The organism is Nonomuraea maheshkhaliensis, assembly GCF_039529435.1.
GTDB lineage: Bacteria > Actinomycetota > Actinomycetes > Streptosporangiales > Streptosporangiaceae > Nonomuraea > Nonomuraea maheshkhaliensis.
The window spans coordinates 18,910-45,472 of the sequence record NZ_BAAAMU010000086.1 but is presented as its reverse complement, the minus strand read 5'-3'; the positions used below and the strand labels follow the sequence as shown (position 1 = coordinate 45,472).

General features: G+C 70.9%; 31 protein-coding genes and 1 riboswitch. Of the genes, 16 read left to right on the top strand and 15 right to left on the bottom strand.

Features of this window, described 5'->3' with window-relative positions:
• From ABFX54_RS39665 to ABFX54_RS39655, 3 genes are all read left to right on the top strand, one after another.
• On the top strand, positions 1–1,031 hold a 1,031-nt coding region (locus ABFX54_RS39665; protein WP_346111979.1), incomplete at its 5' end, for a peptidoglycan-binding protein.
• The gene (locus ABFX54_RS39660) at positions 1,028–1,798 is read left to right on the top strand and encodes an ABC transporter ATP-binding protein (protein ID WP_346111978.1); all 771 of its coding nucleotides are present in this window, start codon (positions 1,028–1,030) and stop codon (positions 1,796–1,798) included. The genes ABFX54_RS39665 and ABFX54_RS39660, both read left to right, overlap by 4 nt.
• Positions 1,798–3,018, top strand: a complete 1,221-nt coding sequence (locus tag ABFX54_RS39655; protein WP_346111977.1) for an ABC transporter permease — start codon at positions 1,798–1,800, stop codon at positions 3,016–3,018. The genes ABFX54_RS39660 and ABFX54_RS39655 overlap by 1 nt, the downstream gene beginning before the upstream one ends.
• Positions 3,019–3,069: 51 nt before the next feature.
• On the opposite strand, the gene ABFX54_RS39650 is transcribed toward ABFX54_RS39655, so the two are convergent.
• From ABFX54_RS39650 to ABFX54_RS39635, 4 genes are all read right to left on the bottom strand, one after another.
• A complete protein-coding gene (locus ABFX54_RS39650) occupies positions 3,070–3,510 on the bottom strand; it encodes a hypothetical protein (RefSeq protein ID WP_346111976.1) in 441 nt (146 codons plus the stop codon).
• A 121-nt stretch (positions 3,511–3,631) separates the two neighbouring features.
• Positions 3,632–4,144 carry a VOC family protein gene (locus ABFX54_RS39645; RefSeq protein ID WP_346111975.1) on the bottom strand — a complete coding sequence of 171 codons (513 nt, stop codon included), beginning with the start codon at positions 4,142–4,144 and terminating at the stop codon, positions 3,632–3,634.
• Positions 4,141–4,719, bottom strand: a complete 579-nt coding sequence (locus ABFX54_RS39640; protein WP_346111974.1) for a DUF421 domain-containing protein — start codon at positions 4,717–4,719, stop codon at positions 4,141–4,143. The genes ABFX54_RS39645 and ABFX54_RS39640 overlap by 4 nt, the downstream gene beginning before the upstream one ends.
• Positions 4,720–4,792: 73 nt before the next feature.
• Positions 4,793–5,773, bottom strand: coding sequence for a rod shape-determining protein (locus tag ABFX54_RS39635; RefSeq protein ID WP_346111972.1), 981 nt, complete (start codon positions 5,771–5,773; stop codon positions 4,793–4,795).
• A gap of 71 nt (positions 5,774–5,844) precedes the next feature.
• Between ABFX54_RS39635 and ABFX54_RS39630 the strand changes: the two genes are divergently transcribed.
• From ABFX54_RS39630 to ABFX54_RS39615, 4 genes are all read left to right on the top strand, one after another.
• Positions 5,845–6,465 (top strand): class I SAM-dependent methyltransferase, encoded by a 621-nt coding sequence (locus ABFX54_RS39630; protein ID WP_346111971.1) that lies wholly within the window; start codon positions 5,845–5,847, stop codon positions 6,463–6,465.
• Between the two features lie 93 nt (positions 6,466–6,558).
• Positions 6,559–6,759: a DUF5302 domain-containing protein gene (locus ABFX54_RS39625; RefSeq protein WP_346111970.1), complete on the top strand. Its 201-nt coding sequence runs from the start codon at positions 6,559–6,561 to the stop codon at positions 6,757–6,759.
• 165 nt (positions 6,760–6,924) lie between these two features.
• A riboswitch (cyclic di-AMP (ydaO/yuaA leader) is annotated at positions 6,925–7,057 on the top strand.
• Positions 7,058–7,240: 183 nt separating this feature from the next.
• Positions 7,241–7,807: a hypothetical protein gene (locus ABFX54_RS39620; RefSeq protein WP_346111969.1), complete on the top strand. Its 567-nt coding sequence runs from the start codon at positions 7,241–7,243 to the stop codon at positions 7,805–7,807.
• 64 nt (positions 7,808–7,871) lie between these two features.
• The gene (locus ABFX54_RS39615; RefSeq protein WP_346111968.1) at positions 7,872–8,717 is read left to right on the top strand and encodes an alpha/beta fold hydrolase; all 846 of its coding nucleotides are present in this window, start codon (positions 7,872–7,874) and stop codon (positions 8,715–8,717) included.
• 43 nt (positions 8,718–8,760) lie between these two features.
• Here ABFX54_RS39615 and ABFX54_RS39610 read toward each other — a convergent pair whose 3' ends face one another.
• The 5 genes from ABFX54_RS39610 to ABFX54_RS39590 all read right to left on the bottom strand — a co-directional run bounded on the left by ABFX54_RS39610 (position 8,761) and on the right by ABFX54_RS39590 (position 11,246).
• Positions 8,761–9,132: a hypothetical protein gene (locus ABFX54_RS39610; protein ID WP_346111967.1), complete on the bottom strand. Its 372-nt coding sequence runs from the start codon at positions 9,130–9,132 to the stop codon at positions 8,761–8,763.
• A gap of 38 nt (positions 9,133–9,170) precedes the next feature.
• Positions 9,171–9,545, bottom strand: coding sequence for a roadblock/LC7 domain-containing protein (locus tag ABFX54_RS39605; protein WP_346111965.1), 375 nt, complete (start codon positions 9,543–9,545; stop codon positions 9,171–9,173).
• 29 nt (positions 9,546–9,574) lie between these two features.
• Complete coding sequence (locus ABFX54_RS39600; protein ID WP_346111963.1) at positions 9,575–10,375, bottom strand: hypothetical protein; 801 nt, start codon at positions 10,373–10,375, stop codon at positions 9,575–9,577.
• A 3-nt stretch (positions 10,376–10,378) separates the two neighbouring features.
• Positions 10,379–10,756, bottom strand: a complete 378-nt coding sequence (locus ABFX54_RS39595; RefSeq protein ID WP_346111961.1) for a roadblock/LC7 domain-containing protein — start codon at positions 10,754–10,756, stop codon at positions 10,379–10,381.
• Positions 10,757–10,895: 139 nt separating this feature from the next.
• Complete coding sequence (locus ABFX54_RS39590) at positions 10,896–11,246, bottom strand: winged helix-turn-helix transcriptional regulator (protein WP_346111959.1); 351 nt, start codon at positions 11,244–11,246, stop codon at positions 10,896–10,898.
• Positions 11,247–11,300: 54 nt separating this feature from the next.
• Here ABFX54_RS39590 and ABFX54_RS39585 point away from each other — a divergent pair, with 54 nt between their 5' ends.
• Positions 11,301–11,903: an NAD(P)-dependent oxidoreductase gene (locus ABFX54_RS39585; protein ID WP_346111957.1), complete on the top strand. Its 603-nt coding sequence runs from the start codon at positions 11,301–11,303 to the stop codon at positions 11,901–11,903.
• Between the two features lie 29 nt (positions 11,904–11,932).
• Here ABFX54_RS39585 and ABFX54_RS39580 read toward each other — a convergent pair whose 3' ends face one another.
• Complete coding sequence (locus ABFX54_RS39580) at positions 11,933–13,156, bottom strand: DUF4032 domain-containing protein (RefSeq protein WP_346111956.1); 1,224 nt, start codon at positions 13,154–13,156, stop codon at positions 11,933–11,935.
• A gap of 22 nt (positions 13,157–13,178) precedes the next feature.
• On the opposite strand from ABFX54_RS39580, the gene ABFX54_RS39575 reads away from it, so the two are divergent.
• Positions 13,179–14,747 (top strand): DUF885 domain-containing protein, encoded by a 1,569-nt coding sequence (locus ABFX54_RS39575; RefSeq protein WP_346111955.1) that lies wholly within the window; start codon positions 13,179–13,181, stop codon positions 14,745–14,747.
• 4 nt (positions 14,748–14,751) lie between these two features.
• On the opposite strand, the gene ABFX54_RS39570 is transcribed toward ABFX54_RS39575, so the two are convergent.
• Together ABFX54_RS39570 and ABFX54_RS39565 are read right to left on the bottom strand one after the other, a co-directional pair.
• Positions 14,752–15,384 carry a class II aldolase/adducin family protein gene (locus ABFX54_RS39570; protein ID WP_346111954.1) on the bottom strand — a complete coding sequence of 211 codons (633 nt, stop codon included), beginning with the start codon at positions 15,382–15,384 and terminating at the stop codon, positions 14,752–14,754.
• 19 nt (positions 15,385–15,403) lie between these two features.
• Positions 15,404–16,090: a TetR/AcrR family transcriptional regulator gene (locus tag ABFX54_RS39565; protein WP_346111952.1), complete on the bottom strand. Its 687-nt coding sequence runs from the start codon at positions 16,088–16,090 to the stop codon at positions 15,404–15,406.
• Between the two features lie 45 nt (positions 16,091–16,135).
• Between ABFX54_RS39565 and ABFX54_RS39560 the strand changes: the two genes are divergently transcribed.
• Positions 16,136–17,050: a carbohydrate kinase family protein gene (locus ABFX54_RS39560; protein ID WP_346111951.1), complete on the top strand. Its 915-nt coding sequence runs from the start codon at positions 16,136–16,138 to the stop codon at positions 17,048–17,050.
• A 31-nt stretch (positions 17,051–17,081) separates the two neighbouring features.
• Complete coding sequence (locus ABFX54_RS39555) at positions 17,082–18,296, top strand: aminotransferase class III-fold pyridoxal phosphate-dependent enzyme (protein ID WP_346111950.1); 1,215 nt, start codon at positions 17,082–17,084, stop codon at positions 18,294–18,296.
• 81 nt (positions 18,297–18,377) lie between these two features.
• Here the strand turns inward: ABFX54_RS39555 and ABFX54_RS39550 are convergent, their stop codons facing one another.
• A complete protein-coding gene (locus tag ABFX54_RS39550; protein ID WP_346111949.1) occupies positions 18,378–19,616 on the bottom strand; it encodes an alkyl sulfatase dimerization domain-containing protein in 1,239 nt (412 codons plus the stop codon).
• 144 nt (positions 19,617–19,760) lie between these two features.
• On the opposite strand from ABFX54_RS39550, the gene ngcE reads away from it, so the two are divergent.
• The 5 genes from ngcE (at position 19,761) to ABFX54_RS39525 (ending at position 23,924) form a co-directional block, all read left to right on the top strand.
• Positions 19,761–21,206 (top strand): N-acetylglucosamine/diacetylchitobiose ABC transporter substrate-binding protein, encoded by a 1,446-nt coding sequence (ngcE, locus tag ABFX54_RS39545; protein WP_346111948.1) that lies wholly within the window; start codon positions 19,761–19,763, stop codon positions 21,204–21,206.
• A gap of 3 nt (positions 21,207–21,209) precedes the next feature.
• On the top strand, positions 21,210–22,124 hold the full coding sequence (locus tag ABFX54_RS39540) for a carbohydrate ABC transporter permease (protein ID WP_346111947.1): 915 nt from the start codon (positions 21,210–21,212) through the stop codon (positions 22,122–22,124).
• Complete coding sequence (locus tag ABFX54_RS39535) at positions 22,125–22,979, top strand: carbohydrate ABC transporter permease (protein ID WP_346111945.1); 855 nt, start codon at positions 22,125–22,127, stop codon at positions 22,977–22,979. It begins immediately after the preceding gene.
• 34 nt (positions 22,980–23,013) lie between these two features.
• Positions 23,014–23,289, top strand: a complete 276-nt coding sequence (locus ABFX54_RS39530) for a 4a-hydroxytetrahydrobiopterin dehydratase (RefSeq protein ID WP_346111944.1) — start codon at positions 23,014–23,016, stop codon at positions 23,287–23,289.
• 95 nt (positions 23,290–23,384) lie between these two features.
• The gene (locus tag ABFX54_RS39525) at positions 23,385–23,924 is read left to right on the top strand and encodes a hypothetical protein (protein WP_346111943.1); all 540 of its coding nucleotides are present in this window, start codon (positions 23,385–23,387) and stop codon (positions 23,922–23,924) included.
• A gap of 100 nt (positions 23,925–24,024) precedes the next feature.
• Here ABFX54_RS39525 and ABFX54_RS39520 read toward each other — a convergent pair whose 3' ends face one another.
• On the bottom strand, positions 24,025–24,792 hold the full coding sequence (locus ABFX54_RS39520) for a hypothetical protein (RefSeq protein WP_346111942.1): 768 nt from the start codon (positions 24,790–24,792) through the stop codon (positions 24,025–24,027).
• Between the two features lie 173 nt (positions 24,793–24,965).
• On the bottom strand, positions 24,966–26,339 hold the full coding sequence (locus ABFX54_RS39515; RefSeq protein WP_346111941.1) for a serine hydrolase: 1,374 nt from the start codon (positions 26,337–26,339) through the stop codon (positions 24,966–24,968).
• Between the last annotated feature and the right edge of the window lie 224 nt (positions 26,340–26,563).

The following is a 26,563-nucleotide window of genomic DNA, read 5'->3' as shown; positions in this document are numbered from 1 at the left end:
GCGTGGTGGCCGTCGCGGGCGGCGCGCTCATCGCGGTGAACGGCGCGGGCGTGCTGGAGGTGGGCGCCGGCCCGACCAAGGCGGCCGCCGTGCTGCCGACCGCGACCACGACGGTGACCAGGCAGACGCTGAACGACACCAGGGACGCCGACGGCGAGCTCGGCTACGGCCCGGTGACCACGGCCGTGAGCAGGCAGCCCGGCACCGTCACCTGGCTGCCCGAGAGCGGCGCGACGATCAGCCGCGGCCGGTCGTTGTTCCGGGCGGACAACAAGCCGGTCGTGCTCATGTACGGCGACCGGCCCGCCTACCGCGACCTGCGTAACGGTATGGAGGGCAAGGACGTCGAGAACCTGGAACGCAACCTGGACAAACTCGGCTACGACGGCTTCACCGTGGACGACGAGTTCACCTGGGACACCGCCCAGGCCGTCATGGAGTGGCAGGAGGACCGCGGCCTGGAGGAGACCGGCGTGGTCGAGCTGGGCCGGGTCGTGTTCGCCCCCGGCAAGGTCCGCGTGGAGAGCCTCGACACCGAGGAGGGCGCGCCGGTCACGCCGGGCATGAAGGTGCTGACGTACACGGGCACGGCCAAGGTGATCACGGTGCAGCTCGACGCCGAGGACCAGCGGATGGCCAAGAAGGGCGCCAAGGTCGAGGTCACGCTGCCGGACGGCAAGAGCGTCAAGGGCAAGGTCACCGAGGTGGCCACGGTCATCGTGCCGGGGGAGGGGCAGGAGGAGCCGCAGACGCGGGTGGAGGCGCTGGTCTCGATCGGCGCCGCCAAGTCCGCGAAGGGGCTCGACAAGGCCGCGGTGGATGTGACGTTCACCGCCTCGCAGCGCAAGAACGTGCTCACCGTGCCGATCGCGGCGCTCGTGGCGCTGCAGGAGGGCGGCTACGGCCTTGAGGTCGTCGAAGGCGGCAGGTCCCGCTACATAGGGGTCGAGACCGGTCTGTACGCGGGCGGCCGGGTCGAGGTCTCGGGCGACGGGCTGAGCGAGGGCATGACCGTGGGGATGGCCAAATGACGTACCCCATGATCGCCTTGAGGGACGTTTCACGGACGTATCCCGGCGGCGTGGCGGCGCTGCGGTCGGTGTCGCTGCGGATCGGCCACGGCGAGCTGGTCGCCATCGCGGGCCCGTCGGGGTCGGGGAAGTCGACCATGCTCAACGTCGTCGGCACCCTCGACCGGCCGTCCTCGGGAACCCTGCACATCGACGGCTACGACGTCTCGATGCTGTCGGACAACCAGTTGTCGGCGCTGCGGGCGACCACCATCGGGTTCGTCTTCCAGTCGTTCCACCTGGCCGCGAAGGTGCCGGCGCTGGACAACGTGGCCGACGGCCTCGTCTACACCGGCCTCGCCCGGGCCGAGCGGCGCCGCCGCGCGGCGGTCGCGCTGGAACGGGTGGGGCTCGGGCACCGCATGGACCACGAGCCCCACGAGCTGTCCGGCGGGGAGCGGCAGCGGGTGGCCATCGCCAGGGCGGTGGCGGGCGATCCGCCGCTGCTGCTGGCCGACGAGCCGACCGGCGCGCTGGACTCGGTCTCGGGGGCCGGGGTGATGGAGCTGCTGCACGAGCTGAACGCGGGCGGCACCACCATCGTGATCATCACCCACGACCGGGAGATCGCGGCCGGCCTGCCCCGTCAGGTGCGGATGCGCGACGGCGAGATCGTCTCCGACTCTGCCACCTCCATCGCCTCGGAGCCTTCGGCAGGGCCGGTGCCGTCCGGGTCTGTCTCGTCCGGGTCTGTCTCGTCAGGGTCTGTGGAATCGGGGGTGGCGTGATGGCGGTCGTCGAGGTGCCGCGGCCGAAGCCGGCGCCAGCCAGGATGCGGCCGCGCGACGTGATGCGGGTCGGCGCGGTCGGCCTGCGCACGCGCCCGCTGCGGGCGTTCCTGTCCGCGCTGGGCATCGCCATCGGCATCGCGGCCATGGTCGGCGTGGTCGGACTCTCGTCCTCCTCGGGCGCCGAGCTCGACCGCCAGTTGTCGGCCCTGGGCACGAACCTGCTGACCATCTCCTCGGGCACCACGCTCATGGGCGAGGCGGCCCAGATGCCGGTGGACGCGGAGGTCATGATCGAGCGGATCGGCCCGGTGCAGGCCGCGTCCTCGATCGGGAAGGTCGCCGAGGCGAAGGTCTACCGTTCGGAACGGATCCCGCAGGCGCAGACGGGCGGCCTCAACGCCTACGCCGCCCGCCTCGACCTGCCCGCCACGGTGGGCGCGACCCTGCGCAGCGGGACGTGGCTCAACGCGGCCACGGAGCGATACCCGGCCGCCGTGATCGGCGCGTCCGCCGCCCAGCGGCTCGGCATCGGGCCGGTCGGCGAGGACACGCAGATCGTCGTCGGCGGCGTGCGGTTCGCGGTCGTCGGCGTGCTGGAGCCCGTCGCGCTGGCCGCCGAGCTGGACAGCGGCGTGATGATCGGCTGGCCGGTGGCCGAGGAGCGGCTGGGCTTCGACGGGCATCCGACCGTCCTCTACACGCGGGCCGAGGAGGCCAGGCTGGAGTCCGTACGGCAGGTGCTGGCCGGCACGGCGAACCCGGAGGCGCCGAACGAGGTGGACGTCTCCCGCCCGTCCGACGCGCTGGCCGCCAAGCAGGCGACCAACGAGGCGTTCGCCAACCTGCTCCTGGGCGTGGGCGCGGTGGCGCTGCTGGTGGGCGGGGTCGGGGTGGCCAACACGATGGTCATCTCGGTGCTGGAACGCCGTGCGGAGATCGGCCTGCGCCGCTCGCTCGGGGCGACCAGGGGGCAGATCCGCACCCAGTTCCTGGCGGAGTCGCTGCTGCTGTCGGCGCTGGGCGGGCTCGGCGGCATCCTGCTCGGGACGGCGGTGACGATGGGATACGCCCTCTACAGCGGCTGGCCCTCGGTCATACCGGCCTGGGCCACGCTCGGCGGCCTGGCCGCGACCCTGGCCATCGGCGCCGTCGCGGGGCTCTACCCGGCCGTCCGCGCCTCCCGCCTCTCCCCGACGGAGGCGCTGTCCACCCCCTGACCTCGGCCCGGGTGCCATCCGGTCGCGTGGCAGAGCGTCTTGCCCGCTGTGTCAGCCGGTGGCGTAGCAGATCGTCTTGCCGACCACCTGGACGCCGGGCCGGTCGCCGGACAGGACGGTCAGCTCGAACGTCACCCGGGTCAGGGGGTCACGCAGCACCGACACCCGGTGGGCCTCGTCGCGCAGGTCGAGATCGTCGACGACCTCGGCGTACCCCATGGCGCGCAGCCGCCGCAGCAGCCCGGCCGGGGCGTCCTCGGCGTCGGTCTCCGCCTGGAAGAAGTGCCGGGTCTGGCCGGGGACGCAGGTGTCGTCGTCGGCCCGCCGCACCGCCGACAGTCGCAGCTCCGCCGCGCCGAGCAGGTCGCCGGCGTCGGAGTCGAGCCTCCGGGAGGCCTCCGCCAGCGTGGGCAGCTCGGACGGGGCCGCGCACGCCGTCATCGCCGCGAGACCGAAGAGCACCGCGGACAGGGCGTGACGACGGGTGCGCACGCGACGATCTTAGCCAAGATCACCAATTGCTAACGGCCCAATCACGAAAAGCTCAGCCACCGTGCCAGGGCCGCGAGCGCCGGCGGCCGGCCGCGGGCGCCGGGCCAGGACCGTTACGCCACTAGGGCCGCCAGCGCCGCTGGTCCGTCTCCTTCTCGTACGCCTGCGGATCCGGATAGCTCACCAGCTCCACGGTGGAGCCCCAGGGCGTGCGGCAGTGGACGAACCGGTTGTGCTCGCCCGCCTCGGGCCCCGGCAGCGGCACCGGCTCCGACAGCGGACTCCCGCCCGCCTCGGTTACCAGCCGCAGCGCCTCGTCCACGTCGTCCACGTACACGGCGACGTGCTGCCAGCCCAGATCGCACGGCAGCGCCGCCTCTCCCTGCCGGGGCCCGCTGAACTCGAACAGCTCGATCCCCGGCCCGTTCGGCAGGCGCAGCATGCGCACCGCCACCTCGGCCGTCCCCTGGGGCACGCCGAGCCGTCGTTCCGTGCCCCAGCCGCCCTTGGGGCCGTCCGAGCGCGGAAGGGTGTCGTAGAGGACCTCGGCGCCGAAGGCGCGGGCGAAGAACTCGGTCGCCGCGTCGAGATCGGGCACGGTCACTCCGACGTGGTCGATGCCGCGTGCGGTCATGCGCCACCTCCTGTCCTGGCCAGCGCGTCGAGCTTGCGTTCGATGCGATCGAGCCGGGCGCGCAACTCGTCGATGTCGCCGCGCTCGGCGTTCTCCTCCTCGGGGCGCAGCCGGACGAGCACCGCGCCGCCGGGCTCCAGCCGTACGAGCCGGGTGTCGGCCACGCTCGTACCGCCCCTGAGCTGGATCGTCACGTCCAGATCGGCCTGGCGCAGGCCCAGTCGGCGCAGCGCGCGGGTCAGGTACTGCCCGTCGCGGGCCAGCACGACCGGGCCGCCCTCGACGAGCTTGCCGGCCATCGGCACGGCGGCGGCCAGCCGCACCACCACCGCGTTGATCGCCATCAGGATCACCACCCCGGCCAGGCCGCCGGCCAGCGAGTTGTCCGGGCCGATGATCGCGTTCTGGACGACGTTGCTCATCAGCAGCATGACCACGAAGTCGAAGTTGTTGAGCTGGGCGATGCCGCGCTTGCCGCCGATCCGCAGCAGCGCGGCCACGGCGAGATAGACGACGACGGTCCTGATGGCCTTGTCGGCGAGCGAGACACCCGTATGGAACAGGTCGTCCGTCATGGACGCCCCCGGGCCCTCTGGAACAGGTCGCCCGTCATAGAACGTCCCCGAAGCCGGTGGGACAGGGCGTCTGTCATAGACGCCCCCGGAGCCTCCCGATCGGCCCCAGTTCGTCCACGCACCGCCCCAGCCCGAGCGCCACGGCCTCCAGCGGGCGCTCGGCCCGGCGTACCGGCATGCACAGCCGCCCGCGCAGCCGCCGGCCGAGGCCGAGCAGCAGCCCACCCCCGCCGACCAGCACCGCGCCGCGCACCCCGAGGTCGGCGGTCAGCTCGGCCGGGCAGCGCTCGACCGTCTCCATCGCCGTCCGTACGATCGACTCGACCGGTTGCGCGGTCGCCTCGAAGATCCGCTCCACGGGCAGCGCCAGCTCGCGCTCACGCCCGGTGTCGGGGTCGCGGGCGTGCACCATGATCTCCCGGTCCCCGCCGCCCGCGCGGCGCTTGGCCGACTCGGCCTCGGGCTCGTCGAGCAGCAGCCCGTGCTCGCGCTCGACGAAGCGGGCGATGGCCCGGTTGACGGCCTGTCCCCCGTACGGCACAGAACCGGCCGCCACCACCGACTCCCCGGACAGCACCGCGATCCGCGCCGCGTCCCGGCCGATGTCGATCACCATGTGCCCGGCGCAGTCGTTCAGCTCCATCCCGGCCCCCAGCGCGGCGGCCAGGGCGTGCGGGACGAGCTGCACCGTCCGCGCCTCCGCCTCGTAGGCGATGTCACGCAGCGCCGCCCGGTCGATCGGGGTGGAGTCGGCGGGCAACGCCATGACCACGCGCGGGCGGGCGTACGGATGCCAGTGCACCTTGCGCAGGAAGTGCCGGATCATGCGCCGGGCCAGCTCGGTGTCGGCGGGCAGCCCGCCGCTGACCGGCCAGCACGTACGCCCGCCCCCGCCCAGTGCGGCGGCTTCCACGCCGTACCCGATGACCTTGCCCGTCCGGCCGTCACACATGACGGCGGAGGGCTCGTCGAGCACGATGCCCTTGCGTCTGGCGTAGATCCGCGTGCTCGCGGCTCCCAGATCCATCGCGAGGTCACGACCGAGGAGTCTCATTGGCGTATCCCTATCCTGGACCGCTCCAAAGCAACACCAGGAACGCAAAGGAACCCCTTTACCCTGAAACCGTGCTCAACTACGACCGCGAGGCCGCCTCCTACGACGAAAGCCGCGGCGGCCTTCCCCGCGCCAGAGCAGCGGCCCAGGCCGTGCACGATCTGGTCGGCACGGGCATGCTCGCCGGCCAGGCCGCGCACGGCCTGCCCGGCGAGGGGACGCTGCTCGACATCGCCTGCGGCACCGGCCTGGTGAGCCGGGAGTTGGCCGGGCTCGGGCTGCGCGTGCTCGGTGTGGACGCCTCGGCCGGGATGGCCGGGGTGGCCGCCGGCCGGATCGACGTGGTCCTGGGCGACGGGCGCCGGCTTCCCGTGCGTGACCGCTCGGTCGACGCGGTCACCACGATCTGGCTGCTCCACCTGCTCGACGACGCCCGCCCGGTGATCGCCGAGGCCGCTCGGGTGCTGCGGCCCGGGGGAGTGTTCGTCACGACGGTCGACAAGCGGGCCGCGCACGGGCCCGGCGGGCGGCAGGATCCGCCGGACCGGGCCGAACTCGTGGTCGAGGTGGCCGCCGGGCACGGGCTGGTGCTCAGCGGTGAGGCCCGGTTCGCGGGGCACGGCCAGGGGCGCGACGGCGCCGCCGATCCGGTGTTCCGGCTGCTGGCCTTCACCGCGTCCGGAGAGCGGTGAGGGTTGCCGTGCCTGAACCGCCTCGAGGCCGGTTTCGCGTCGTAAGCGGTGTCATGCGAAGCTGTCAGTGTCCCCAACACCTTGGAGGTCCTCATGGCGGATACACCGGAGCCGGAAGTCAGCGAAACTCCCGAGGACGAGATGAAGCGCAAGTTCCGCGAGGCACTGGAGCGCAAGCGCAGCCAGGCCGCGGGCTCGGGCGCGGGTGGCAGGGGCGTCGACCCTTCGAAGATCCACGGGGCGCACGGTCCGGCTGCGAGTAAGAGATCGTTCAGGCGCAAGAGCGGCGGCTGAGGCGGAAAAATCCGAGGGGGTACGGCATGCCCGTGCCCCCTTCTTCATTCCCGGACGAAGGTAGATCTTTCGACCTGTTCGTGGTGGAACGTTTGCGTATGTCCGTTTCCATAGTTAGAGTAACGGCCATTACCAGCCGGTGACCTAGTCCTTACCCAAAGAGACTGCCGACTGGCGCCGAATCCCGAACCCAGGGAACCGGGGACCCACCTCATGGGGTGAATCCGGCCACACGCCGGTAGGGCATCTCCACGCCCGAACCCGTCAGCTAACCCGGTAGGCGTGATGGAGAGGACCGAATACCCCATGCATCAGCGTGTCACACCCCCGGACCGCGTGCCGGCCGCCTACTAGAGCGGCCCCCTTCTCCAAAGGCTCGTCATTTTGCGTATCGCGTAGCGACGTCAGGTGATTTCCCGCTACGCGCCATTCCCCCATGGGCGCAAACTCCCTTGTCCCCTCGCGAAGGGTTTACCTTTTCATGTCTGCCCGTTCTGGCCTGCGTTCCCTCACCCTCCTTACCGCAATCGCCATCGGCACGCTGACCATCGCCGGCCCGGCCGCTCACGCCGCCACCGGCACGGACGAGAAGGTCCTGCTCAAGGGCTCCACCACGGCCTCGTACTTCTGGGACGACGCCTCGGGCCGCGCCGGCGACACCGGCCTCCCCGCCAGTGGCAAGCCCATGCAGAAAGGGCTGGCCGCCAGCCCCAGCTGGCCCCTCATGACCGAGGGGTACGTGATGTACAAGGGCAAGAAGCTGCCCTTCTTCGTGGGCGACCGCGGCCCCGGTGAGCCCTCCAACCGGGGCATCATGCTCGACCTCGACGCCAAGACCTTCGCCGAGCTGACCGGCGGCCGGTTCAACTCCAGCACGCTGGGCGTGGACGGCGTCGGCGGCCAGGGCCACATCGAGATCGACTACGTCATCACCAAGTGGGGCGACGGCCCGGGCAAGAAGAACTACCCGGTCCCGTTCTCGACCCGCGCGTGGGCCGAGCGTGACCACAACCCGGCCACCCCGCCGCAGGACGAGGCTCAGAGCTGATCCCAGGGCTGACCCCCGACGTCCGCCTTTGCGGAGTCAAGACCAGAATGTCATTCTGGTCTTCGTGACCAACCGCGCAGCCGCGAACGGCATCGACATCGCCTACGAGAGCTTCGGCTCACCGCAGGGCCGGCCCCTGCTCCTCATCATGGGCCTCGGCGCCCAGCTGATCCAATGGGACGAAGGGCTCTGTGAGCTCCTCGCGGAGCAGGGGCACCACGTCGTCCGGTACGACAACCGCGACGTGGGGCTGTCCACCCACTTCCACGACGCGGGCGTGCCCGCGGCGGGAGCGCCCGCCCCCTACCTGCTGGACGACATGGCCGACGACGCCGCGGCCCTCATGGACGTGCTCGGCTGGCCGTCCGCCCACGTGGTGGGGGCCTCGATGGGCGGCATGATCGCCCAGGCGCTGACCATCCGCCACTCCGAGCGGGTGCTGACCCTGACCTCGATCATGTCCACCCCCGCCCCGTCCGTCGCCCCGCCCACGGAGGCCGCCTCCGCGGCGCTCATGGGCCGCCCGCCCGCCGACCGCGAGTCGGCGCTTGAGCAGGCGGTGGAGCGGTGGGCGGTCATCGGCTCGCCCGGCTACGAGCTGGATCGCGAGCGGATCACGGAGATGGCCGGGCGTTCCTTCGACCGCAGCTTCGACCCGGCGGGCACGGCCAGGCAGTTCGCCGCCATCATGGCGTCGGGCGACCGTACGGAGGGGCTGAAGGGGGTGCGCGTGCCGACGCTGGTGCTGCACGGCGAGGCCGACCCGCTCGTCCCCGTGGCCGGCGGCCGGGCGACGGCGGCGGCCGTCCCGGGAGCGCGGCTGGTGACCTACCCCGGCATGGGGCACGACCTGCCGCGCGAGCTCTGGCCCGCCTTCACCGCCGAGATCACCAAACTGACCTCCGCCTGAGGCGGCGAGCCGTGGCCCGCGCCGCGCGCGGGCCACGGCGCTGTCAGATCTCCAGCTTCTCCTCGATGCCCCGCAACTGGTGCCGGGCGAGCGCCAGGTTGGCGCGCGAGCGGTCGAGCGCGAGGTAGAGGAACAGCCCCTTGCCGCCGCGCCCGGTGATCGGGCGGATGATGTGGTACTGGGTGCCCAGCGAGATCAGGATGTCCTCGATGCTCTCCTTGAGCCCGAGCGAGTCCATCGTGCGGAGTTTGGCCTTGACCACCTCGGTGTTGCCGGCCGCGGCGATCTGGAGGTCGAGGTCCTTGGAGCCGCCCAGCGTGCCCAGCGCCATGCCGCTGCCGTGATCGACGATGGCCGCGCCGACCGTGCCGTCGATGCTCATCATCTCCTTGAGAGAGACGTCCATTCCGGCCATGTTTCTTCCTCCCTTGTCGTGTTCTGAACGGGTTCCGCTCAGTGTTTGCGTGCTGCGACGGCGGCCACCGCGGCGGCCGTCTTCCTGCCCTCCAGCCGCAGCAGCCCGACGTTCGCGCCGGGTCCGGCCAGGACCGTGAGGACGATGGTGGGGCCGGCGGCGTAGAAGGCCACGAAACCGGCGGTGCCGGAGATGAGCGTCTCCTCCAGGGCCCCCTGGCCGGTGATGACCAGCATCCGCCTGCTCATCGCGAGCAGCGCCGCCGACAGCGCCGCGATCTGCTCGCCGGTACGGCTCTCCAGGTCGCAGGCGATCGGCAGGCCGTCCACCGTGCAGGCGACGCTGCCGGCCACGTCCGGCGTACGTCCGCGGAGGAGCGTCATCTCCTCCAGCACCTCTTGTCGTAGCTCCACCGGTGGCCTCCTCCTGAGTGAGGGGAACCTCACGACAGCTCCTCCAGCGCTTTCTTCAGCCGCATCAGCAGCGCCAGATCGGTCGGATCGCCCGTGACGGGCGGCCCCAGCGGCTGGGGGGCCGCCCCGGGATCGTGCGGCGGTCGCCCCGCCGCCTCGTGCTGGCCGCGTTTGGGCAGGCCGGCGGGTTCCGGCTCGGCGAGCAGTCCCGAGGCGGCCAGCCTTCTGACCGCCAGCAGCACCGGGTACGCCGGCCGCCCGATCTGCTTGGCCAGCTCCAGCGGCGTCGCTTTGTGATCGGCCCGGACGACGACCTCCCACTGCACCCGGCTCAGCGTCACGCCGTGGCCGGGCAGCCGGGCCAGAGGGCGTACCGGAAGCGTGTCCACCTCGGCCGACGGCCAGATCTGGGCCAGTTGCGCCCGCCGCCGCGCGCACTCGCGCACCAGCCCCGAGACGTCGAAGAACCACTGCCCGCCCAGCCAGTGCCGCTCGCCCGGCCGGAACTTCGGCCGCGCCCCGCTGACCGGCAGCAGGAAGAAGGCCGCGTCCAGCACCCCGCCGAGCACCGCGTACTGCAGCTCGCCCGCCGTGAGCGGCCCCTCCTCGATCAGCCGCGCGCAGCCGCCGTCGTCCCGCAGCCGGCGCAGCGCCGCCTCGCTCATCAGGCCCCTGGCGGCCAGCAGCCGCTCGACGCTGGGCGCCTGGGCGCACTCCATGTACGTCACGCGCCCGTCCGCGAGGAAGATCGTGCCGCTCCTGCCGACCCGGAGCGCACCCGTGGAGCGCTCGCGGGCCAGGCCGGCCAGGAGGGTGTCCAGCCTGGTCATGGGTCACTTCGTCGTCAGGGCGCTGGAGATGTTCTGCAGGCGGTGCCTGGCCAGGGCCAGGTTGGAACGTTCCCGGTCCAGGCGTACGTAGATGACCAGCGGCCCCTCGAACACGGTCTCCAGCAGCCGCAGCAGATGGTGACCCTTGTCCGTGGTGACGAGCATGTCATCGATGCGTACGACGTCGCCGGGGCACGTGCGGGCCAGCCCGTCGGTGGTCGCCCGCAGCGCCTCGGTGAGCGCCGCCGCCGACCGGTCGGCGTCCACCCCGGACGCGCTGCTGAAGGCCACCGCCATCCCGCTGGTGTGGTCGACCAGCATGGCGTCCAGCGCCCCCGGTATGGACATGACCTCTGCCAGGCAGGTGTCGATTCCGAGCACGGGACCTCCCTCGCCTTTCATGGAACGGAGGCAAGCGTAGGGGCCCGGCGTGATCCGCTCGCGGCGGCGGAATGGTGGCGTTGAGCTTTTATATGGCTACGGGTAAGAAAAACACCACCAGTACGGATAACTCTACGATTTATGAATGCATCTCACGGCTTCGGAGAATTTGGCCGACATTCTGCTCGGCCCACGTGGCCACCGCCGCCATCGGGCCGTGCAGCGAGTGGCCGAGGTCCGTGAGCGCGTACTCCACCCGCGGCGGCACCTCCGCGAACACCTCGCGCGTCACCAGCCCGTCCTGCTCCATGGCCCGCAACGTCTGGGTGAGCACTTTCGGCGTGACCCCGCCGATGCGCTCCCTGAGCTTGGTGAAGCGCATCGGGCCCCCGACGAGGCAGAGCAGCACCAGCGCCGACCATTTGTCGCCGATCCTGTCCAGAACCACCCTGGTCGGACAGTTCGGGTCGAAGACATCGCCGGTATCCATAAGGTACTTATAGCACGATGAAGTAACCAGTATCCGATGGATACTCTTGGTCGCATGAAGATCCTTCTCTTTGGCGCGACCGGCATGGTCGGCCAGCGCATCGCCGCCGAACTCAGCGACCGCGGCCACGAGGTCACCGGCCTCAGCCGCCGCGGCCCCGTCAAGGGCGACATCCACGACACCGCCACCCTGGCCAAGGGCTACGACGCGGTCATCTCCGCCATCGGTCCCGCGCGCGACGTGGACGAGCCCGAGCAGCCGTTCCTCGAGGCCAACCGGGCCCTGCTCGACGGCCTTCGCGCGGCCGGGGTGAGCCGCGTGATCGCCATCGGCGGGGCCGGCAGCCTCCAGGTGGCCCCCGGCCTCGACCTGGTCGACACGCCCGAGTTCCCGGAGGAGTACAAGAAGGAGTCGCTGGCCGCGCGCTCCGCCCTGCGCATGTACCGGGAGGTGGACGACCTCGACTGGACGTTCGTCTGCCCGCCCGCCGTCATCGCCCCGGGAGAACGTACGGGGACCTTCCGGGTCGGTGGCGACGAGCTCCTGAGCGACGACGAGGGCAACAGCCACATCTCGGCCGAGGACTTCGCCGTCGCCATCGCCGAAGAGGTGGAGCGGAACGCCAACCCGCGCCGCCGCATCACCGTGGCCTACTGACGGGCCTACTGACGGGCCTACTGACGGGCCTACTGACCGGCGAGTTCCTCGCCAGGTTCGTCGGGCAGCAGCGCCTGCTCGTCGGGCTTGTGCACCAGCACGTTGTCCACGTACGACTTCACCGCGGCGGGCAGCCCGACGTCGGCGCCCTCCTGCTCCGACAGGTACCAGCGATGGTCCAGCAACTCGTGGAAGAGCTGCGCGGGCTCCAGCTTCCCGCGCAGCTCCATGGGGATGGCCTCGACCGTCGGCTGGAACACCTCCGCCAGCCACCGGTGCGCCACGATGGCCTCGTCCTCGTGCCGCAGCCCCTTAGCCACCCGGAACCCGTCGAGGTCGTTGAGCAGCCGCCGCGCCTGGTTCTCCTCGACGTCGAGCCCGGTCAGCCGGAGCAGCCGCCGCTGGTGGTGGCCGGCGTCCACGACCTTGGGCCGTACGATCAGCCGCCCGGTGCCGACCTTGCGCCGCACCATCATCTCGGCCACGTCGAAGCCGAGCAGGTTGAGCCGCCTGATGCGCTGCTCCACGCGGTGCCAGTCCACCTCCTCGATGATCTCGCTCTCGTTGATCTCGTTCCACAGGCGGTGGTAGCGGGCCACGATGTCCTCGGCGGTCTCCATCGGGTCGATCGACGGGTGCAGCAGCCCGCCGGCCTCCAGGTCGAGCATCTCGCCGAAGATGTTGGTGTGCGCGGTGTCGATGTCTCCCAGCCGCTGTCCCTCGCTGATCATGGGATGCATCTCGCCGGTCTCGGCGTCCACAAGATAGGCCGCGAACGCCCCCGCGTCGCGCCGGAACAACGTGTTGGACAGCGAGCAGTCGCCCCAGTAGAAGCCGTTGAGGTGCAGCCGCACCAGAAGCACGGCGAGCGCGTCCAGCAGCCGGGTCAGCGTGTCGGGGCGCAGGGTGCCGGACATGACGGCGCGGTAGGGGAGCGAGTACTGCAGGTGCCGGGTGATCAGGGCGGCGTCCAGCCCCTCCTCGCGGCCGGTGACGTACGCGACCGGCTCGACCGAGGGGGCGTCGAGCCTGGCCAGGTCCCACAGGAGCTGGTACTCGCGCTTGGCGTAGCGTTCGCTGATCTCCTTGATCGCGTACACCTTGCCGGACAGCCGGGCGAAGCGCACCACGTGCCGCGAGATGCCGCGCGGCAGATCGACGAGATGGCGCTGCGGCCATTCTGCGAGGGGGACCTCCCACGGGAGGCGGATCAGGTCAGGGTCGCCTAGCGCGCCGGTGATCTGCAGGGGCATTTCCACAGGATAAGGTGCATCAGTGGACGAGTTTCTCAAGTGGTACTTTTCTCACAATCCCGTCGCCGCCGCCTCTCTCGGGGCCGAAGGCTACGACCACACCCTCGGTGATCTCACCGCCTCCGGCTGGCAGACGCGCGAGCGCGAGCAGGTCCAGTGGCTCGACCGGCTCTCGGCCGCCGAGGCTCCGTCCCTGGACGACGCGATCGACAGGGATCTCGTCCTGTCGCAGCTGAGGGGCTCGATCGCACTCGCGTCCTGGCCCGAGTGGCGGCGCGACCCCGCCGTCTACCTCTCGACGATCTTCGCGGCCATGTACACCCCGTTCCAGCGCCGGCTCAAGCCCGAGGCCGAGCTGGTCGAGTCGGCCCTGTCCCGGCTGGCCGAGGTGCCCGGCGTGCTGGCCGCCTGCCGCGCGAACCTGGACCCCGACCTGGCCGCCCCGCTGCTGGTCACGCGCGGGCTCGGCCAGGCGCGCACCGGCCGCAACCTGCTCACCCGCACCATCCCGGCCATGGTCGAGGACGCCGAGCTGCGCGCCCGCCTGGCCGAGGCCGCGGAACCGGCCGCGCGCGCCTTCGACGACCTCGTCGCCTTCCTGGAGGGCTTCGAGTGCGGCGGCACCTGGCGGATGGGCGAGAAGCTCTACTCCACGCTGCTGCGCGAACGCGAGATGCTCGGGTACGGCGCGGCCGAACTGCACGCCAAGGGCCAGGCCGCCTGGTCGGAGCTGGACGCGCGCATGCGCGCGGTGGCCGTCGGGGTCAACGGCGGCGACGACTGGCGGGCGGCCATGGAGTCCCTCATGGACGACCATCCGCCGACGCTGGCCGACATGCGCGCCGAGTACGAGGCCGAGACGCGGCGGGCGCGCGAGTTCGTCCGCGAGCGGGACCTGGTGACGTTCGCCGACGGTGAGGAGTGCGAGGTGCTGCCGTCGGCCGAGTACACCCGGCCGGTTCTGGCCGTGGCCCACTACCTGGCGCCGCCGCCGCTCAGCGCCTCGCGCAGGGGCATCTTCTTCGTGCCGTACACGCCGGACGACTTCACCCCCGAGCAGGTACGCCAGCGCCTGCGCACCAACTCGCGGGCCCAGATGCCCTCCATCGCCGTCCACGAGGCCTACCCCGGGCACCACTGGCACCTGTCGTACATGGCGGGCAACCCCCGTACCGTCAGGAAGGTCTTCAGGACGCCGTACTTCACCGAGGGCTGGGCCCTCTACGTCGAGAAGCTGCTGCACGAGCAGGGGTATTTCGACACCCCGGCCACCGAGCTGGCCCACCTCGACTGCCGGATCTTCCGCGCCGCCAGGATCGTCGTCGACACCGCGCTGCACTGCGAGGACATGACGGTCGAGGAGGCCGAGACGTTCATGTCCACGAAGGCGTCGCTGTCGCCGGGGACGGCCCAGGGCGAGGTGAGCCGCTACTGCGCCTGGCCCACGCAAGCACCCTCCTACCTCACGGGCGCCATCGAGATCGACCGCATCCGCGAGTCGTTCCAGGGCACGCCGAAGGAGTTCCACGACCGGATCGCCGGGTCGGGCGGGCTGCCGCTCGGGCTGGCCGAGCAGGTCGCGCTCGCGTAGCCGCTCAGCGGCGGGGGAAGGCGGGCGGGTTCGCCGCCCGCTCGATCACGGCGGCGAGCTGCTCGTCCGTCAGAACGGTCGGGCGGCCGACGCCGAGCCCGCGCACGTAGACCTCGCACAGCCACTCCAGCAGCCGGGTGGCCTCGAACGCCTCCTCCAGGCTGGCCCCGATGCTCACCCCGCCGTGGTTGGCCATCAGGGCGGCCCGCTTGCCCTCCAGGGCGGCGCGCACGTTCGCGGCCAGCTCCGGGGTGCCGTAGGTGGCGTACGGGGCCACCCGCACGACCCCGCCCAGCAGCAGCGCGTTGTAGTGCACGGGCGGCAGCTCGGTCATCGTCGTGGCCACCACCGTGCCGAACACGGAGTGCGTGTGCACGATGGCCTGCGCGTCGGTGGTCTCGTAGACGGCCAGGTGCATCGGGGTCTCGCTGGACGGCCGCAGGTCGCCCTCCACGAGGTGGCCGCTCACGTCCACGACCGGGCACGTCTCCGGCGTCAGCCGGTCGAGCGCGACCCCCGACGGCGTGACCGCGACCAGGTCGCCCTGGCGCACGCTGAGATTGCCCGAGGTGCCGATGACCAGGCCCAGCTCGACGGCGCGGCGGCCGTACTCGCACAACTGCTCGCGAAGGCTCATAGGCGTGGAATGTAGTGCATCACAGGCGATCGAGGGCCTTGAGCATGACGCGCTCGGCGTCGGCGCGGGTCAGGCGTTCCGGGTAGAGCAGCAGGTGCAGGCTGAGGCCGTCCATCAGGGCGAGCAGGTGCTCGGCGAGGTCGTCGAGCTCGTCGATGGCGGGGTCGGTCTCGGTGCCAGGGCCGGTGCCGGTGACGGTGGCGGCGTCGAGTCCATGGGCGGTCGGGTCGTCCGGGGCGGCGCCGTCGCGCAGCTCGCCGGCCGTGCGGGCCCGGCCGAGCAGGTCGCGTACGGCGGCGCGCAGCTCGCCCGCCTCCGCCCGCTGCACCTCGGCCAGCCGCTCCGAGGCCAGGCTGCGGCTCCAGAAGCTCACCTCCAGCCGGGTCTCACGGGCCCGCTCGTCGTCCAGCGGCAGGTTGTCCAGCAGCAGCTCGCGCAGCGCCGCGAGGGCGGAGCCGCCGGGGCCGCCCGCGCCGGTCACTTTGCCGGTCAGCCGGTGGCGGATGCGCTGGTGCGACTGGCGCAGCGCCGACAGCAGGATCTCGTCCTTGTCGGCGAAGTAGTGGGCCAGCACGCCGTTGGAGTAGCCGGCCTCCTTGGCGATGGCGCGGGTGGTGGCGGCGTCGATGCCGTCCCTGACGATCACCCGGCCGGCCGCCGACAGGACCTCGCGCCTGCGCTCGTCGTGATCGACGATCTTCGGCATCGAACCTCCGTTGACTTTTTATTCGGACGTCTGTCTATTTAGACTATGACCGTCGTCACCGTCGGCGTCCACATCGTCGACATACTCGCCAGGCCCGTCGATCACATCCCCGAGGGCCAGGACACCGTGCTGGTAGACCAGATCCGCCTCACCGCCGCGGGCGCCGCCGCGGGCACGGCGGTCGACCTCGTCAAACTGGGCCACGACGTGGTCACCATGGGGGCGATCGGCGACGACGAGCTCGGCGACTTCCTGCTGATGATCCTGGCCAAGCGCGGCGTGGACGCCTCGCGCCTCGTCCGCAGGCCGGGGGAGCAGACGGCGGCCTCGATCCTGCCCATCAGGCCCGACGGCGGGCGGCCCAGCTTCCACGTGCCGGGCGCCAACCTCGGGGTCACCCTCGCCGATCTCGACACCGAGACGCTGCTCCGGGCGCGGGCGATCCACCTGGGCGGCATGGACGTCACGTTCGGGCTCGGTGATCCCGCGTTCTTCGAGCTGCTGGACACCGCCCGCGCGAACGGCGCCGTCGTCACCATGGACCTGCTCTCCGAGCTGCCCGACCTGCTCGGCATGGCCCGCGCGTTCCTCCCGCACGTCGACTACGTGCTGCCGAACGAGTCCCAGGTCTTGTTGACGACCGGCGCGGAGGACGTCGAGTCCGCCGCGCGGGCGCTGCTCGCCGACGGGCCGCGCGGCGTCCTCGTCACGCTCGGCGAGGCCGGCAGCCTCGTCGTGACCGAGGACGGCGTGCGGCAGGTGCCGGCGCTGAAGACGGACGTGGCCGACACCACGGGCTGCGGCGACGCCTACTGCGCCGGCTTCATCACCGGCCTGCTGCACGACCAGGACGTCATGACGGCCGCCCGCTGGGGCACGGCCGCCGCCGCCCGGGTCGCCACCGGCCTCGGCTCCGACGCCGGCCTGACCGACCTCGACTCCACCCTCGCCCTCCTCTGAGATCTCCTCCACTCAACCCCAAGGACCCCTCATGACCGACGCAGAGCTCCGCCTGCGGGCCCGGAAAGTCGTCCCGGGCGGCATGTACGGCCACCTCAACGCGGCCCTGTTCGCCCCCGGCTTCCCCCAGTTCTTCGAACGCGGCGAAGGCTGCCGCCAGTGGGACGTGGACGGCCGCGAGTACATCGACTTCATGTGCAGCTGGGGCCCCGTCGTGCTCGGGCACCGCCACCCCCGCGTGGAGGAGGCCGCCGCCCGCCAGGCCGCGCGCGGCGACTGCCTCAACGGGCCGGGGCCGATCATGGTGGAGCTGGCGGAGCTGCTGGTCGACACCGTGCCGAGCGCGGACTGGGCGATGTTCTCCAAGAACGGCACGGACGCCACCACGCAGGCGCTCATGGTCGCCAGGGCCGCGACGGGGCGCACCAAGGTGCTGATGGCCCACGGGGCCTACCACGGGGCGGACCCGTGGTGCACGCCGTCCCTGTCGGGCACCACGCCGAACGAGCGGGCCGACCTGGTGGAGTTCGCGTACAACTCGCTGGAGTCCCTGGAGGCCGCGGCGGCCACGGTGGAGGGCGACGTGGCGGCGATCATCGTCACGCCGTTCAAGCACGACTCGTTCGAGGATCAGGAGCCGGTCGAGCCGGCCTTCGCCCGCGGCGCGCGGGCGCTGGCGGACCGGCTCGGGGCGGCGCTGGTGATCGACGACGTGCGGGCCGGGTTCCGGATCGACCTGCGCGGGTCGTGGGAGCCGTACGGCGTGCGGCCGGACCTGACGGCCTGGTCGAAGGCGATGGCGAACGGCTACCCGATCGCCGCGGTCACCGGGACCGACGCGCTGCGCGGGCCCGCGCAGACGCTGTACTCGACGGGGTCGTTCTGGTTCTCGGCGGTGGCGATGGCGGCGGCCAAGGCGACCATCGAGACGCTGCGCGACGAGGACGGCATCGGGGCCATGGAACGGGCGGGGACGCAGCTGCGCGACGGCCTGTACGCGCAGGCCAAGGCGCACGGGTTCACGGTGAACCAGACGGGGCCCGTGACGATCCCGTGGCTCAGCTTCGACGGCGACGCGGACCTGTCGGTGGCCATGTGGTGGAGCGACGCGTGCCTGCGGCACGGGGTCTACCTGCACCCGTGGCACAACTGGTTCATGTCGGCCGCGCACACGGAGGCGGACGTGGCCAAGGCCCTGGAGGGCACGGACCAGGCGTTCGCGGAGACCCGCGCCCACTTCGGCTGAGGCGCCCGGATCGGTCGCCCGTGACGGGCCCAGCCTGCCAGTGACGGGCGCGAGCCCGCCCGTCACGCCGGCTGAGGTCTCCTACTCACCCGCCCGCCGCTTGGACTCCGCGGCGGCCCAGGTGAAGACGCCCTTGGCCATGGTCGACAGCTCGTTCGCCGCCCTGGTGGCGAAGACCTCCGCACGCACGCGGTGCACGCCCGCGTCGTCGGGCGCCGCCAGGGCGGCCATCTCCGCGAGGTGGCCGGCCAGCCGCTCGTCCCCCTCGGACAGCGCCTTGCCGGCCGCGTCCGCCAGCGCGGCGGGGCCGCCTGCGAGTTCGGCCACGGCCCTGGCCAGGACGGCGTCGGGGGCGGGCTTGAGGTGGGCGGGGTTCCCGTCGTACCAGCCGCCGTAGAGCCGCCACAGGTTGCGGACCACGAACTCCGGCTCGTCGTAGCGCGCCCGCAGGTAGGGCCGGTCGGACAGGTGCGCCGGCGGCCGTACGGAATGGACGATCTCGTCCAGCCGCGCCCCCGCGTTGAGCAGGTCGAGCGTCTGCGTGACCAGCGACTCCAGCCATTCGGCCGTCTCCAGCAGCGCCTGCCGGATGCGGTCGGCGCCGAAGATCGGCGCGCCGTGGCTGGGCAGCATGATCTCCGCCTCCAGCCCGGCCATCAGGCGCAGGGCGTGCACCCACTCCCTGGGATAGCGCTGCACCTTCTGCGGGTTGCCGCAGTTGGGCGTCACCCAGATGAACAGGTCGCCGGGGAGCAGCAGTCTGTGCTCGGGCACCCAGCCGATGCTGGCGTCGTCGGTCTCGCCCTTGGCGTGGATCAGGTCGAACGTCAGCCCGCCGCGCCGCACGGTCAGCCGGTCGGCGTAGGTGACGTCCGGATTGCGGTAGACGTCCGGCCAGCGCAGTTGTGGCGCCTGGAACTGGCGCTGGTTGATCACCGCGTTGTAGCCGTTGGTCAGCAGGTAACGCTCGAAGCGGGCGACGACCGCCTCGTGGGCGTAGATCGTGGCCCGTCGCCCCTCCTCCTCGAAGGGGCCCGTGCCGAAGACGTGGTCGATGTGCCCGTGCGAGTAGAACGCGGTGGTCAGCGGCGCGCGCGTCCAGGCGCGTACGTCCTCGTGCAGCCGCTTGGCCGAGAAGGGGCTGCTGGTGTCGAACAGCGCCAGCTCACCCTCGGTCTCGAACGCGATCACGTTGCCGAAGCCCGGCCACCAGCCCACGCCGTCGGCGACGGTGAGGACGCCCCTGCCCTGCATGCCCGGGTCGACGATGCTGTCGTCGGCCTCGCCCCGCCACACGCGCTCCGCGTACTCGGCAATCATGGATCAACTCTAATTCTAGAATTTTGTTCTGTGCAAGCCCGTCACGGCAAGGTCACGTCTCGATCGCACCCCCTTGACGCCCCCGCGGACCCGTTCGTACGTTGCGGAGATCGTTTAGGAAACTTTCCTAATTCAGGAGCCCCCATGACCCACCCCGGTGACATCACCAGGCGTCAGCTGCTCCGCCGGATCGGCATCACCGCGCTCGCCGCCGGCCCAGGCGCCGGCCTGCTGAGCGCCTGCGCCACCGCCGGCACCGGAGGTGAGCCCTCCGCCGCCCTCTCCACCTCGCTCCCCGCCTCCGCCGACCCGAAGAACCCCTTCGGCGTGGACGCCAAGAAGCCGCTCGAAGTGGTCATCTTCAGCGGCGGCTACGGCGACGCCTACGCCAAGGACCTGCACGAGGAGCTCTACAAGAAGTCCTTCCCCGGCGTCACGATCAAGCACACCGCCACCCAGGAGATCGGCACCCAGCTCCGCCCGCGCCTGGTCGGCGGCGACGCCCCCGACGTGATCAACAACTCGGGCCCCAAGTCGATGGACCTGGCCGCCCTGGCCGCCGAGGGTCACCTGGCCGACCTGACCCCGCTGTTCGACGCCCCTTCGGTGGACGACCCGGCCAAGAAGGTGCGCGACACGATCACCCCGGCCGTGCTGGAGAACGCCAAGGTCACCGGCAAGGACCTGGTGCTCAACTACTCGGTGTCGCACCGGGCCCTCTGGTACAACGCCAAGCTGTTCGCCGCGAAGGGCTGGACGGTGCCGGCGACCTGGGAGGAGTTCACGGCGCTGGGGGAGACCGCCAAGAAGGAGGGCATCCTGCTCTTCGCGTATCCGGGGCAGAAGGGGCCGTACTACCAGTTCTGGAACGTCCTCTACACCGCTGCCAAGATCGGCGGGAATCAGGTCATCATCGACATCGACAACCTGGTCGACAACGCCTGGAACGCCGAGCCCATGAAGCGCGCGGTCACCGTCTGGGCGGCCATCCAGGCAAAATATGGCGACAAAGCGTACTTCGGTCTCGACCACACCCAGACCCAGATCAAGCAACTGCAGAACAAGGTCCTCTTCTACCCGGTCGGCTCGTGGATCGAGAACGAGATGGCCAAGGACATGCCGGACGACTTCGAGTACGCCATCGCCCCCATCCCCGAGGTCACCGGCTCCGACCGGATGCCGTACGGGGCCATCCAGGTCGGCGTAGGCGAGAACTTCGTGGTCGCCGCCAAGGGCAAGAACCCGCAGGGCGGCCTGGAGTACCTCCGCCTCATGCTCTCCAAGGAAGGCGCGCGCGGCTTCACCGAGAGGACCAAGAACGTCACGGTCGTGAACGGCGCCGCCGAGGGCGTCGACCTGCCCGCCGGCCTCATGAGCGCCGCCAGGGCCCAGGACAAGGCCGGAGCGAACGTCATCACCGAGGCACGCTTCGAAGGCTGGTACAAGGAGCTCTTCGACTACGGCACCGAGCAGATCAACGTGGTCATGGCCGGCCGGATCACCCCCGAGGAGTTCTGCGCCAACCTGCAGAAGAAGGCCGACGCCGTCAAGGCGGACGACGCGGTCACCAAGCAGACCCGGAGCCAGTGACCGATGGAGCGGCTGCGCAGGTACGGGTTCGTGGCCGGCTTCCTCGCCGTGCCGCTCGTGCTCTACAGCGTCTTCGTCATCAGCCCGTACGTCCAGGCGTTCCAGCTCGCGCTGACGAGCTGGAACGGCTACAGCTCGATCGTCCGCTACGTCGGGCTGGACAACTTCGGGCGGCTCTTCCAGGACGAGGTCTTCTGGCGGGCCCTGCGCAACCACGGGATCCTGCTGCTGGTGCTGCCGGTCGTGACCATCCTCATCGCGCTCGTCTTCGCCTTCCTGCTCAACCTCGGCGGAGGCACGCGAGGCGCCGGCATGAAAGGGGTGTGGGGGTCGAACTTCTACCGGATGGTGTTCTTCTTCCCCCAGGTCCTGGCCGTGGCCGTGGTCGGCGTGCTGTTCCAGGCCGTCTACCGGCCCGACGAGGACGGCGTGATCAACGGCGTGCTGGCCCGGTTCGGCATCGAGCCCGTCGGCTGGCTCATCGAGCCGGACCTGGCGCTGTGGTCGATCATCGCGGTGATGGTCTGGCAGGCGGTCGGCTTCTACGTGGTGCTGTTCTCGGCGGGCATGGCCGCCATCCCCAAGGACTACTTCGAGGCCGCCGCGCTCGACGGGGCCAACCGGCTGCGGCTCTTCTTCTCCATCACGCTGCCGCTGCTGCGCGACACCGTACAGGTCGGGTGGATCTATCTCGGCATCGCCGCCTTCGACGGGTTCGCGCTCATCCAGGTGCTGGCCGGCGACAAGGGCGAGCCCGACGGGGCCACCACCATCCTGCCGATCACCATCTACAACACCGCCTTCTCCTACCAGAAGGTCGGCTACGCCTCCGCCATGGGCGTGGCGCTGTTCTTCCTCACCGTGACCTTCGCGGTGCTGACCTTGCGGACGACCAGGCGGGAGAGGGTTGAGCTGTAGATGGCCGCGCGCAAGCTCGAAAGACCCCGGATCGGCGTGCTCAACGGGCTGTCCCACGTGGCGCTGGCCGTGTGGGCGCTGCTCATCGTCGCGCCGCTGCTGTGGACGTTCCTGGCCTCGTTCAAGAGCAACGCCGAGATCTTCGGCGACCCGCTGCAACTGCCCGGCGCGCTGCGGCTGGACGCCTGGGGGCGGGCCTGGGACACGGCCCACATCGGCCGGTACATGCTCAACACGGTCATCGTCGTCTGCTTCGGCACGGCGGGCACGATGGTGTTCGGCTCGATGGCGGCGTACGTGCTGGCGCGCTACCGCTTCCCCGGTGGCAGGCTGATCTACTACTACTTCGTGGCCGGGCTGGCGTTCCCGGTGTTCCTGGCGCTCGGGCCGCTGTTCTTCGTGGTCAAGCAGGTAGGGCTGCTCAACTCGCACGTCGGCCTGGTGCTGGTGTACGTGGCGTACTCGCTGCCGTTCACCGTGTTCTTCCTCGCGGCCTTCTTCAGGACGCTGCCCGAGGCCGTCGCCGAGGCCGCCCAGATCGACGGTGCCTCCCACACCCGCACGTTCTTCCAGATCATGGTCCCCATGGCCAGGCCGGGCCTGATCAGCATCACGATCTTCAACGTGCTCGGGCAGTGGAACCAGTATCTGCTGCCCCTGGTGCTCCTGGCCGGCGACCCGGACAAATGGGTGCTCACCCAGGGCATCGCCAGGATCTCCACCCTGGCCGGCTACGAGGCGGACTGGCCAGGACTGTTCGCCGCCCTGTCCATCTCCATCCTGCCGGTCATGATCGTGTACATCATCTTCCAGCGCCAGATCCAGTCGGGGCTCGGCTCGGGGGCCCTCAAGTAACGTGGTCGCGTAGGCGACGCACGCGGGAGGCCCCATGGACGTGGACAGCAGGCTCGCCGGCCTGCCCGGCTGGCGGCGCGAGGGCGACGAGATCAGGCGCACGCTCACCGCGCCCGACTTTCCCGCCGCCATCCGCATCGTGGACGAGATCGCGGTCAAGGCCGAGGAGCTCGGCCACCACCCCGACATCGACATCCGCTGGCGCACCCTCCACCTGGCCCTGACCACGCACGACGCGGGCGGGCTCACGGAGCTCGACTTCAGGCTGGCCGCCGTGATCGACGACATCGCGGCAAAACATGGCGCGTAGCCGCTGATTACCCAGCGTGGCAGAGCGGTCACTGGTTAGAGTGGGTGCTCTCTCTGAGCCCTCGTGCCGGTGGGGCTCTCGTCATGGGGGGTCTCATGCGCGTGCCCGCGTTCCTGCTCATCCTGCTGACGGCGGCCTGCGCCGCACCGCCCGCTCCCGTACAGAACGCCAAGACCGCCCCCGAGCAGTCGGTCAACCTGTCCGCCGCGGGCGAGTTCAGCGACGACGACACCGCGGCCATCGCCTACGACCGCAAGCTCGCCCCGAAGGGCAGCCAGGCGAGCGTCACCGTCGAGTCCGGGCACGGGCAGACCCGCACCTCCCTCGTCGCCGAGGGCCTGCTGCCCGACCGCCGCTACGGCGCCCACCTGCACACCAAGCCCTGCGGTGCCAAGCCCGACGACTCGGGCCCCCACTACCAGCACCACCCCGGCCAGATCGACCCGACCAGCGAGGTCTGGCTCGACTTCACCACCGACGGCGAGGGCGCCGGACGCGCCAGCGCCCGGCACGAGTGGACCCTCGACCCGGCCAAGGTGCCCGGCTCGCTCGTCATCCACGCCAAGGCCACCAAGCCCTCGGGCCCGCAGGCCGGTCAGGCAGGCGACCGCATCGCCTGCCTGACGCTCAAGTGACCCGTCACCGACTGCCGTCGTAGGCCGCTACCGTCAGCGTTCCCGCGCGCTGCCGGTAGCCGGGAATGTCCGTCTCCGGCCGGACCTTGATCGTCGGCGTCTACTCGCCGCGCGGCTGCCTGCCCAGATCGAGGTAGCCGCCCCCACGGCGGGTCGGCGGGGCTGAGCACCCCTGGGGGCCCTTGATCACGCGCCCGTTCACCCGTACGTCGGTGGTGAGCCGCTCGGTGAGACCGTCCCCGCAGTAGATGACGAGGGCCACGCTGCGACCCCTGTTCGGCACGATCAGCGTCACCTCGCGGGTGCCGGGCCAGGTGGCGCTGCCCTTGGTGACCAGGTGGAGACTCCCGGCGCTGATCGTCGCCGGCGGCTCGACCGGGGGCGCGGGGGGCCGTGGCGTGGCCGGCGGTGTCCATTCGTACACGCCGAACCGCCATTTCCCTTCGTTCGTGTTCTTGCCGCTGTCCTCGACGGTGCACGTCATCGTCCGCGTTCCCGCGGGGAAGAGCTGCATGTCGACCGCTGTGCCCCGCCCGCACGAGTTCATCAGGAAGGGCACCGGTGACAGCTGGAAGACCTTGTCCAGGCCCGGCACCCGGGCGCTGACGTACAGCGGCGACGCCTTGGGCGTCGGGCAGTCGGGCAGGACGGCCACCGGCTTGCCGGTCACCTTCACCTTGAACGTCGCCCGCTCGACCTCCTCCGGCCCGCCCAAGCCGACGACCGTCCCCGCCGCGAGGGCCACGACCGCGACGGTGCCGGCGACCGCGACGGCGGACAACCGGCGTCGCCGCTTATGGCGCACCCCGGCCCGCAGCGCGTGCCACGGAATCGGCCGCTCGAACGCGGGCCGGCTGCGATCCGCCATGCGCGGTCCTTCCTCCAAGGGACAATCACCCGTCTTACGCCCTCGGAAGCACAGAAGGTTGCACAGAAGGTTGCACAGAAGGCCGCACAGCCCGCGGAATCGTACGCCTGCTTTCAGGAGTGCGTTTATAAGAAGTGCGCTCCTAAGAGTGTCGCCAGGTCAGGGCCCGCTGGTCAGGGTTTGGTGAGCAGGGTGAAGGCGGCGCGGGAGACGATCAGTTGGTCCAGGGTGTCCTGTTCGGTGATCGGGGCGGTCGGGTCGACGGCCATGGTGGTGACGACGTACGTCCTGCCGGCCTTCGTACGCGCGAGGAAGCTCAGGCCCGAGAGACCGGCCTCCGAGCCGCCCTTGAACCACACCGTCGGCCACCGCTTCTTGTCCAGGCCGATGCCCGCGTCATTGATCGACATGGCCTCGCCGATGTGCTTGTCGCCCTGCTTCATCAGTCGCGCGTAGGCCCGGCAGATGTCGGACGGGGAGGCGAAGTACTCGATGGTGTCCAGTTCGCGGGGGCTGGTCCAGGGCTTGATCTGCGACAGGGGTGTTCTGGCCACGACCTGCTCCAGGTACGCCCGGCGCTGGCCGGGGCTCAGTGACAGGTACCGCTTGGCGAGGCGGGGGTAGTCGGCGCCCTTCAGGGCGAACAGGTCTCTGGTCGTCAGGAGCGGCACGTTGCCCTTCTCGCGCACGCCCCACGCGCGCATGGTGCGTTCGACGGCCCTCCTGCCCACCTTGTGAATGAGCAGGTCGGTGGCGGTGTTGTCGCTGATGGAGATCATCAGCTTGGCGGCTTCGAGGACCGACACCTTGCTGCCGTCGGGACGGTCCTGGAGCTTGCCGGTCGGGAGGCTCTTGAGCTCGTCCTTGATCGTCAGCTGGGTGTTCCAGCCGAACGCGCCGCGCTTGATGCGGTCGGCGACCGTGCCGAGCACGTACAACTTGACCATGGAGCCGAGCGGGCGGGCGTGGTCGGCGGCGAGGGTGTGCGCTTGGACGCAGCCGCCCTTTGCGGTCAGCTCGGCCGCGAGGAAGCCCGCCTGCGGGGAGACGGCGCGCAGCAGCTTGTCGGCCTCCGCCCAGCTCTTCGGGGCCGGCTTGGCCTCGACCGGCTCGCGGAACTGCAGACCGTTCATCAGGCCCGCGCCGTTCACGGCGACGACGATCTCGAACGGGGTGCTGCCCACGACGACCCTGGCGACCAGTTGCGTGTCGCCGGAGCTGACGATGCGTTCCAGCCGCATGCCCTTGACCTGGGCGAAGATCTGGTTGATCTGGGTGGCGGGGACGGCTTTGAGGAAGTCGGCGGTGAAGTGCCCGGCCAGCTCGTCGTCGGCGATCGGCGCGCGTGGGACCGCCTCGAACAGCCAGCTGAGTTGTCTGCCCGCCGGGGTGCCGGGGATCTGCGGCGCGGTGGAGGAGGCGGTGGGGGAGGCGGGCGCGGTGGTGGTGTCGGCCTGGACGGGGGCGGGGTGGCTCACGCACGCCGTCATGGTGACCGCCATGGCGGCCGTCGCGAGCAGCCGGACGGGCTTCGACCTGATGTTCATGGGGAGCTCCGTTTCGGGCTAAGGGCTTTGGGGCCTTAGGGCCGGCTAGGGCTTCGGGGTCGTCCTCTGGCTTCGGGCCCCGGGTTTCGGGTTGCGGTTTCGGTTCGGATTTCTGGTTCGTGGGTTCAGCGAACACGGCCCGGCGTGGTCGCCACCACCAAGCGGGCCGCCGTTGTCGCTGGTGGGGATGGCCGTAACGAATATGCGGTTAACCTCATAGACGC